Source organism: Robinsoniella sp., from assembly GCF_034124845.1.
The window spans coordinates 1-11,002 of the sequence record NZ_JAWYAJ010000524.1; the positions used below are offsets into that span (position 1 = coordinate 1).

General features: G+C 40.4%; 2 protein-coding genes. Both read right to left on the minus strand.

Going from position 1 to position 11,002, the window contains the following annotated elements:
* On the minus strand, positions 1-8,559 hold an 8,559-nt coding region (locus ACH2DQ_RS26090; protein ID WP_395028643.1), incomplete at its 3' end, for a hypothetical protein.
* The coding region (locus ACH2DQ_RS26095; RefSeq protein ID WP_395028644.1) for a hypothetical protein at positions 8,559-11,002 on the minus strand (2,444 nt) is incomplete at its 5' end. The genes ACH2DQ_RS26090 and ACH2DQ_RS26095, both read right to left, overlap by 1 nt.

Below are 11,002 nucleotides of genomic sequence, written 5' to 3' on the forward strand. Positions count from 1 at the left end.
GTTCACCTCTGTTATATAATCCAGAACGGCATGTACCTGATAAAAACTCCCAAGTTTATTTAACAGCTTCTGTCTGAGATTCTCTCTTGCCTTCTGGGATAGTTTTCGCTCTTCATCAGCAAATACCGGTATCAGCATATAACTCAGATTCTTAGCAAGCTGCTCTTTCGATTTTTGAATTTGTTCCAGGTAAGTACTTTGTCCTTGTTCTCCTTGATCTGCTAAATAAATTGCAGCCGCATTTCTGGGCGTAAGCATATCGTCCACTGCCAACAAGACAATTTTTAGCCAGCGGTCCACATCTATATCCGTAAAAGATTTTTCACATACGGACGTTGGCTCCAATCCCCCTTCTGTGGTATATATCTTTAAAGGTATTGGCTTTCCACTACTCCATAATCTGTTAGATACAGGACGAATGACACCTATAACCGGTTTGTCGCTGAACTGAACACTTACTCCATGTTCTCCAAGACGAATCACGTGTAATGGTGTATCTGCAGAGTTCAAATCCGTTCCGGAAGCCATTACCCGAAGACCATATTCTTCTTCAAAGGCTTTTTCCATACGGGATGCAAATTTCTCCAAAGTCCTGGTTCCGGAATTATCTAAAATCATATGCGGCGGTATCTTGCTTTTTGTCTCTAATATACCTTCTATCTTTTCCATTCCCGCCATAATAAACTGCTTAGTTCTCCTAAAACAGAGATTTACAGTCAGAGGGAATAATTGCTTTGTGTTTATTTTTTTATTGCTGAATGTAAATCTGATGATTTCCTCCTCCGGTACACGTGGATGCTCACCAGATGACACTCTCTGTAAATAATTGAGAATGGAACCCGGATCCAGAAACAGCCAGCCTGTTAACTGCAGCCATTCCACCTCTTCAAATTGAAAATCCCCCTCTTCTAACAGGGAATGTTCTATGCTAAGCTCAATGCCATTTAAATCCATCAGTTGATCAAACAGAGACTGGTAAAACAGTAATGTCTGATCTGCATTTCTTTGCCCATCCTCTGCTTCGTATCTGGAAGAATCAAATTGCAGCAAAAGAAGTAATTCGGGGTACTCTGAAATTTTTTGAACTTCCCATTGAACAGTTACCGAGGGCCAAGTGGCAATGGGATGGAGTTTATCTGAATAACCGGTGTGCATTTTGGAAATTTCTAATTTTCCTGCGTTTCCTGATAAACGGTTACCATAATAATCCAACCACTCACTTTCTACCTCAAATAATTTTCCCACACCCGCATATGGGCTGAGTCCTTTTCTCAAACCGGTCTTTTTTGCTGCATGGACACCCTCTTTTGCAAAACTACTGTATGGCAGAGAAGTTTTATATAGTAATGTACGCTCGCCGATTGGGCCACAGGGCATTCCATAATTACTACCCTTAAAATCTTTGTTTTCCACTATTTTATAAGATAACAAACTGAATTGATTGGACAAAAACTGTTTCCCATCCTCAATGTTGTGAATGTCTTCTGTTTCTGTCGGTTTCAAGCGCTGGCAGCCTAGTGAGAGAACTCCAGGAGCAGTCATGGGGCTTACGATAACACGACCGTCATCAGCGCTGGCCAAGGGAAATGTTCCTTTTTCTAACAGATATCCGCATAATAGGGTATTTATGTAGTCCCCGCCTTTATATTGAGCTGAATCATAAACCAGTACAAGTGTGATACTTGCCGTCCCGTCTTCCTTAAAAGCACTTTCCGGAAGCCCTCGTTTTTTCTCGTTATTCCAATAATAGAGATAATAGCCGCCACTGTTAGTCACACTGCCTTCCCAAAGCAGCTCCAGAAATTTCTGCATATTAGAATCTTGTTGATCTCCCAATCCGGAAGGATGGGTCTCTGTTGATAAATTAAGCCTGAGCATTGCCATATCAACTGCATTTGGTCCGTCACATTCCATTTGATACAAATTCCCGGTGCTAGAAGTGTAACCTATCATTCTATTGCAGATAGAATATTGTTCCCTATTTTCCAATAGCTTCTCCAGTTGCTTTGTCTGTGTTTGCTTCATTCCAATCATTTCATAAGTGCATGCCCCTTCCACATTATCCGTATTTCTGCAAATAGAAAATGTAAGACTGGTACCCCATCCATAATTCACTGCCCTTTCTTTTTTCAGAACTCCTTCCGCTTCTTCATAAGCTGCATAATACAGGCAATAGCTTCCCTGCATTTCATCAGGTAACGGATATGTTTGAAACTGTACAGTTGCTTCACCCTTAACGGGCAATACCACACTTGCATCCGGCTTCCAATTCACCGGATTCGCAAAGCTTGCAGTAACCGTCTGTTCAGACTTCATATCCAAAATATCCAAATGACTGTTTTCCATGACACCCCCTTCTTTTCCAGCTGCCTTTAAGAAAGACAGTCTTTTCACAGTTTCATCATTTGGTGCTATTATTATTTCATAAATTTTATCACTTTTTACAGTACCATTCTTCCAGCTCTCAAATCCCAGCCACATAACATTAGCTGCGTTGAACAGAATAGATAGTTCTTCTTTAAGGTCTACCGGCACCTGGAACTGCTGCCCCGTCAGAGCATACAAGCCTGCCGTTTCCGGAAGCAACCATTTCCCCTTCTCCTGTTTTTCCCACATTCCACCAGCCAACGGGGTAATACCCTCCGTAGGAATTCGCAGACCATGCATATGATATCTGGATACCATTCCGGCTATTTGTTCAACAGATCTGTTTCTCTTTATTTCAGCAAGAAGGTGTACAAGTCGAAGTTGCTCCAAATGAGGAAGATTCAACATTGCCTGTTCTCCTTCTCCTTTATGAAACAAGCCGCTGACAGCTTCGTTTTCTGTTCTTGCCAGCATCTCTATCTCCAGCCCATTACTTCGAATAATAGACTGCAGTGTATCTCCTTCCTTAATCTGATATGTCTGTCCTTCTGAGATTACCAATATTTTATCTTTTTTCAATGGATGTTCCATATTTCCAGCCATAATATCATAAATTGAATAATCTGTACCACTTTCACTTTTAACCCATGTTAATATTTCCTTTATCGTTTCCTTACCGGATAACAGGAACTGATAATTACGCAGCTGTTCTCTTAACGCCTGAGCCACCTGCCTTCCCAGTAAAAGAAAATAATCCGCAAATAAAAACTCTCCCATAGAACATTTATTTCCGTCCCCGATTCCCATATTATTTTTGGAATCTTCCTCAGCAACTTTAACCGCAAGCTCATTAAACATCCTCCGAAGTGACAATAGTTTTCCTTCCGCAACTTGATTGTAACTTCCAAATGTATATTCTACAGAAGACACTTTAGAACCGATCTTAAGGGAAAGACCACCTGGAACCGGAAAATACACAGCGTTTATTTCGCCATCTTCTTTTGGTTTTGTTAGTACGGTAACCTCAAATTGTTCCTTAAGGAAACGCTCCATGTGGTGCTTACTCAGAGGTGTAAGATTTTCTTGCGTAGATGCCAGTCCAAAGTCGATCATCCAATCCAGTTCCTTCTTTGAAAGAATCATTTCCTTCACATCCTTCTCAGAACAGCTTGCATCCGTCTGAATTGCCGCCACCAGAAAACATGCGAATCTTTCAACGAATGCCGGAAAAGCTTCTAAGGATTCCAGCAGAAGCATTACCGCCAGACAGGTACGGTCTTCTGTTTCTCCCCACTCATCAGCTGCCAATACCGGTGAAACCATTAAAAATCCTGAAAGAGGCGTTTTGACATCTATTTCTTTTAAAGCACTAAAATTCCAACAATAATCCTCCGGCTTCGCCATTTTGCTCAACCGCCTGTTCACTGGCGAAGCTATTACCCCTCTGTTCTCTGGCATTAACTCATCCCAAGGTGCTTCCTGAAATTCACCTATTTGAAAACTTTCTTTAATCTTTATGGAAAAGTTGAAATGGATTTTAATTTTAAATATCCCTAAATTAATCTGCAGAGACAATGAAGCAGACAGCGATGCCATCACGGATAGTACTACCGGGCGATATACCTCAAAAGTAAACTGTACTCCAATCTGTATCGAGATATCCACCTCTGCTTTGATTATGGCAAAATCAATACTTCCAAATAAATGACCTGAAATACCAGCCGTACCTGTCAGACGGAAATAATAATCTTCTGAAAGATCGGTTGTCTTTGATATTTCATCTTTTGCTTTAGTTTCTACGGCTATTTGATATGGGTTGTATTTTGCCAGTACACCTTCTAATATAGCATAAACGGTAAGCGAAAATCCTGCGCTTAGAATCCCATAATGTACAGATTTGCCAAGGCCAACCTGAAGACCAAATCCAAAGATAATCACCGGCTGAAATCTCCCTTTTGACGTATGGGGAATTGCATCGCCTGCCGTCTCATCCGACAATTTTCCAAAATAGAATCCAGCCGCACCCATAATTGGAATACCGGGGTAAACGATTGCTTCCACTGCCATCGATCTGGTAAAATCCCCGTTCCATGGAAAACCAACATCTACCTGAAAGTCTCCATTTGTATATATGGAAATGCCAAATACCGGCAATGTCAGACTGTAAGCACCAATGTTCAGATAACGGATTTTGTCCGGTAATGTGACTTCCGCTTGAAATACGCCAATAGAATCCGTCACTTTTCGATACAATACCTGCACATCCAGACCTTTAAATACTTTTGCTGCCGTTCCGTTCAGACGCAGACGCAAGGCATAAATATTAGGATCATTGAATACCACCTGGGCATCGATCATATATGCAGTCTCTCCCTTTTCTTTCAATATACCAAAATCAGCTGCAAACAACCATGAGCTCTTTGCACAATAAGATACGGGAGGAAGTTTTTCTTCCGTTGCCGGCTCAAAACTCTGTTCAACTGCTTCCATTGCTTTTTCTACCGAAGCGGCGCTGTCTAATCCCGGTATCAATAAATGCTGCCCCATGGCCAGTGTCCGCAAAGTAAAGTAAGAAGTACCCGATGCAGGTGGCACAGGAGCTTGCCCGGGTTTACTGGCATCCCATCTCAAAGAGTCTCCCTTATCCCATACAAAAGAGCCTTTTATGTCAACAAATAGTCCTTTTTTCCTTGAATCATTCGAATCAGAAGCATATGTAAATCTTATACTGTCTATACGGGCAATTCCTAAGTCTATTGCCCCAATATCCCAGAAAAATTCTACTTCTTTTGTTCTAAAATGATAGATCAGCTTCATACCTCCAAGGGGAATTTTCTCCAATAAATTCCATGGTTCCTCAAGTCCGAATGGACTTCCTGTACACCAGGTAATCATTTGCCTTATCAGACCGCCTACTGTCAATGTCGGATCCAGCTCTATTTCCGCTTTGTGCCCACCCCCTTCATCCGGCGTCAGCGATGCACTTCCGATTCCTTTACAAGTAATACCCAGACCATAGTTCTTCTGAATACCGGAGTAATTATACCATATAATTAAGTCTACATTTTCCCATGAAAACTCTGCCCATACAGAAGCAAAAAAAGGATCTTTTTCATCTCTTTTTAGCATAGAGCAAAACTCTTCTATCCCTGTTTCTTTGCCTTGTGGCGGTATCGTCCCGATTTTTACTTTAGCAGATAATTTCAAATCGTTCAGCGCCTGTATTTTCCACGGCTCCTTAGATCCTGCTTCAAAGCTCCATCTTTTTGATTCTGACTCAAATACTGCCTGTATTTTACCCAGAGGGAATTGAGGGACATTCTCTTCTTCCTTCAACGTAAGTTGATGCGGAGCATATTCTGCAATTAAGTCTGAAACTTTTGTTTCTCCACTGCTCTCCAAAGTCCCCATAAATCGAAATCCTGCTCCGGTATGGTAGTATGCCTCCAGACGCAATAATAAATTTGCTGTTTTCGGAAGAATCTGCATGGTTCCTTTCAGTCTGGCCATAACCTGACCACTGGTATTAAAAACACCAGCCGACATACCGGTAATCTTAAACCCTTCCACTACTTCCAGATCTGTATCAATCGCACCGTATATAGAATAACTTTTCACTTCCGGCTCGATATACATTTGTAATGCACTGATTGCCAGGGAAGTACTCATTTGAGCATGAGGTACAAACATACGCAGAAGATCCGAGAAAAATATTTTATTTTTGGTAAGTTGTGCCTGAATTTTAAATGGTGGATAGCATGCAGTTACCGACAATTCCCCGGCATCTTCCCCGTCGCCAATGCGAAAAACCCCGGTAACCTTGCCGCTTATACTTCTTGTTTCAAAGCTTGTTGGATTTAAAATATTCAGTTCCACTGACGGCTTTACAGACAGGTTCGGATTTTGGTGAAAAATCCATTCTTCTTTTGCAGATAGTCCGATAATTATTTCTTGCAGTTTTTCTTCATTGGTATCATATAAAAAACGTAATCTGTCCACACCAATTCCTGACAATTCTTTTAATCCTGGCGGGAGAGATTCTAAAAAATTCAGATTTCCGGACAGTTTAAAGAATATATCCATGGCGGTTTGGGGTGTATCAAATCTGGCCTCCAAATTCCATTTTCCGTTTCTGGTGGGATATAACAGTCGGAATTTTGTCTCGATTTCTCCAATATGACCTGTAATCGCCCCATACTGAGGCAGGCCATTTTCCGAGACAGTCATATCGAATCCTACCTGTTGTATATGCACCCATGGAAGAAACTCCCATGTCTCCAATGATTCACAACGAAACGTAGATTCTATTGACCATCCATCCATTGATTGAACAAATTCCAGTTCCGCATCCATATTGATGCCATATACTTCTGTACGTGCGTTTCGAAATATTACTTTACTTAAAATCCCTTCACAATATTCCGGAGTTACTTCCATGGACTCGCCTGTAATTCTGATTTCACCCAGAATATCCTTCAGGGAAGACTGCAGACTGGTTTCAGCAAAAACGCGGTCCACGTCCAGCACTCCACTAGACGCAGCTTCTTTCAATTGCTGTAATATATCATCCAATACCTCAGGCATGACATTTTTTTTACGATTTTCAATTTGTCCTCTTACTAATCCCCAGCCTGTTATCATTCCCATAAGAAATTTATCATTTACTATATTTCTTGATTGTTGGGAAATATGCTGGAAATAGGATTCATACTGTTTATCATAACAACTATTTAAAAATGAACTAAACTCTCCAATGCTTGCTATCAAATCTTCTTTCTTTTCGGCAGGTGGGATTAACATTGACGCATTCTTCTGAAGAGTTTGTGATATACCGTAAGGATCCCCAAATACATTATAGTTATTAATACCTCCATTATTCCCGCCGTTAAATTGTATAAATGGTTTTCCCGAAGAAATCATCATGCTAGATGTCCCCTGTCCCTCAAATACCGGCGGCAAATCAGCTTCGGAAAAAAATTTCTGAAATACAGGCATTGGTACATTTCCCAGGAACAGAACATGGATGGAAATGCTTGTATCCTGATTTATCTTCGTTATTAATGCTTCTGTGATGACCGAATGAATTATAATATTATCCAGAGGGTCAAACATATCATTAATCGACCATATTGTCTCCGGAATACTATCTAGAATTGGATCTGTAAAATTATACATATTAGCATTACTATTAGCTCTATAATAATCTCTTAAATGCTTTATTTCCTCAATGTATTTTATCAAAACAGATTTAGCTTTTACAACATCTTTTAGTAGGAATAAAGTTAAAAAATCAATTAGACTCGCTGTGTCCTCTTTGAAATCACAAAGCAATACCATCAGGACTGGTTTTTTTAAGCTTCTGGCAGTAAGAAGACCACTTATTATAAACTTAAGGAGTAGCTCTGGAATAATACTGAACGCTTTCATTGCATGAATTCCATAAATGGGCCACAAGAGTTTTTCAGGATTTTTTGTTTCAAACAAACACTTTGCCATAATAGTATTTTGCCCAAGCTTTTCCCCGGAAAACTGTCCTGTATACCAATCCAGCACCTCTTTCGTTAATGTATAATCTACCGGTTCATAGCTATAAACCATATCAGAATATGGACCACTTGCCCTACTCTCTAATATTTCATCAAAACTGAACATCTGATTTTTATAATAAAAAGCACTTGGACGATGCCACTTATATGGCTGTAGTTTCCAAAACATCTTTGTAATAAATTCTTTATTCAGTGATATGTTATCGTGATCAAACCCACCGGTAAGACCATAATTCATCTCCTCTAATTTTTGATGATCATCAAAAGGAATAAAACACACTGATACCCCTTCCATATTCACCGTTTGCCTAGCCGGTATTTCCTTATTAAAAAAAGGAACGAGTATTTGCAGCTTTTCCCGCATACTGCCAAAACACTGATCATTTTCTTCATCATCATCGTAAATTACTTCAATTTCATCTTCCCCTGCATTTGGCTTAAATGTACGCAAAAAATGCCTCATAACATGAATCGTATTCGCCTGATGTCCAAAATTCGGAGAATTCCATATTAATATTCTCATTGTACGGTCAGCTTTAAGCATCTTTTTTTTCATTTCTGCAAGCAGTTTTTCGCACAATTTTTTTTCTTCTTCATTTGTTGTTGACAGCATCTTTTGAATAAATTCCGTAATTTTTATAGGCATCACTCTACCCCCTTCCCTTTCTCCGTATGATAAAACCCATACCAGCCAACTCCCTTTTCGCTGATTCCCGCTCCAGAACCAAACAGGTAAAAACTAATATTTCCATTCGGAGGCAGTTTACCGATTCCAAAAGCCTTCACTGCAACCTCGTTGAGCATCAGGATAAATGACTGATTTTCTTTATCATATTCAAGACGTACAGAACCAATCGAAAGCCTTAGTATATTCTGTAGAAAGAAATCTTCCGTTTTTCCGGTTCCTGGCATTTTTATTCCCATAAAAGCTCTTATACTATCACCGTTACTCGCTGTATTCCATGCCAAAAGAAGCCTGCTCTTCAATCCTGCTTTTCCAGCCAATTCCCCTAAGGATCCAAGCTCAGCCTTCCACTCCAGACCTATCCATGAACCTTCTCCTTCTTCCGAAAAACGTACACAGGGCATAACTTTTGCATACCCATCCTCCTGCCATCCACTTATATTACCATCCACCATTCCCAGTAGCTGAAGATGCAGCTGCGAACAAAGACTATGTATTCCTGGCTCGCTTTTTAATAAATCAAATTGTGTACTGCCTGCAAAGAAAGTAAATTCCTGGACATTCTCTTTTCGCTTCATTTCCAGTTCCGCGTGGGAAAAAATCAAACCACTTTTGCTTTCCTCTCCAAACGAGAATAAATCAATCATAATCTCAGAATCTGAAATAACGGGGACGGTATGGAAGTGTAAACTTCCGCTTAGTTCAAAGCGGGTACAGTCAAAAGTGGGGGAAATCATTTCCACATCTGTAACGCGTACTACCTTTAAAATATTGCTGTCCAATTCAAAAGTACCGGTTTCTTTGTTTTGCAGTAAAAATACTTCTGCTCCATCTCTCAACTGGTAATGGCCTTCCAACAGCAATGCACGATACGGATTTCCGTCCTTCATGGCCTTAACTGATGAACCAAACAATCGGGCAAATGAAATCTGCGCTTTACAGGACTGCTTTACCACAGCCGAATCCCGAAACAGAACTTTTAATTCCAACAGACGAAATTCCTCGTTCCCAAAATCCTTTGGCAAAACTGCCTCTACCTTTCCCTGGCCCAGAGTCGTATCCCTGTAACAAATCAATCCAAATAAGGAACTATTCTTATCCTGCTTTATCTGTCCATTCTCCACACTTATGGTATTCAAAGTGATTCCTAAATGATGAACACATAGCTTCTCTGCATTTGCTGCACCAGACAGAAGCCCAGCCATCTGCGCGGGCATATTTTCTGCTTCCAGGGGAAGCCGCAAGAAGAGTACGCCCTGCCAGTTCTCATCCGTTATGACATCACAAAACTGAGAAAAATATTCATGGTCTGTTTGTTCATAAGCATCTTTAAAATAATTCTCAATCCATTTCATCAGTAACGGCTGCTGTGACATATCACCTTTACTTCCTGCATTAGTTATCGGAGAAGAGAATTCACTACGATAAGTCCAAGCATCTATACAACTAATTAAACCTTGCTTTTTCTTCTTTTCCTTCAAATCATCCGGATCGAATAATTTTCCTTTACATCCTTTGATGATCATTACTCCTCCATAACTGCCATATTTGCAGTCATAACCCACTTGTGTCCGGAATATCCAATCCTGTATCCTGCACAGATTATGAAAGCAGGCAGGATTAGTATCATCCATGGAGCCCAAATACTCAGGGTTTACTGCCACCAGACACAAACTTGGAGACTGAAAAACCCGCACTAACTCCTCAGTAGGATTGCAAAAACAAATGCCATCCTCCCCCTCTCCATTTGTAAGCCTGATGTTTCTAAACCGGATTCCTTCCATATTTGCAAGGAATCCCGATGGCGTAACTATAGTAGTATCCTCCAAAGAATTACTGTTTCTTCGTATATACCTTTCACAGCCGCATTTTTCAATCTGTTTTTGACGCATATTTGCTAAAATATGATCCTCAAATATTTCCAGTTTCTGTTTATCCCTAACCAAAGCCTGCAGATAGGGCATCATTGGAAAACAGATCCCATTTTTTGTTTCATCCAGCTGGATAAACGGTGGCTGATGTACAAGAATTTTGGACATATGTTCCTGTTCCATGCCATATTGTGCAAATCCAGGCGGCTCAGACACATATTTTCCTTCTGATACACCTATCCAGGAGGTCCTATATGCATTTGTAAGATTCGATGCATTTGCATCATAATCTTCTCCAACCTGAAATGCCCTTCCTTCCACAGCCGGTGCATGAGCATTTTGTCCTGAAAGAAAACGAATTTTTTCCCCTTTCTGAAGAATCAGATATTCTGTTCCATTCCTTCCGCATAAAAGTGCTATCTCTTTTGTTCCTTCTGTACCATACAGATAAAACTCTCCCTCCGGACAGAGCCTGTGATGCTTTTCCTGCTTCGTCTTTGAAAATGTAAATCTTGACGGATAAAGGCTGTCCT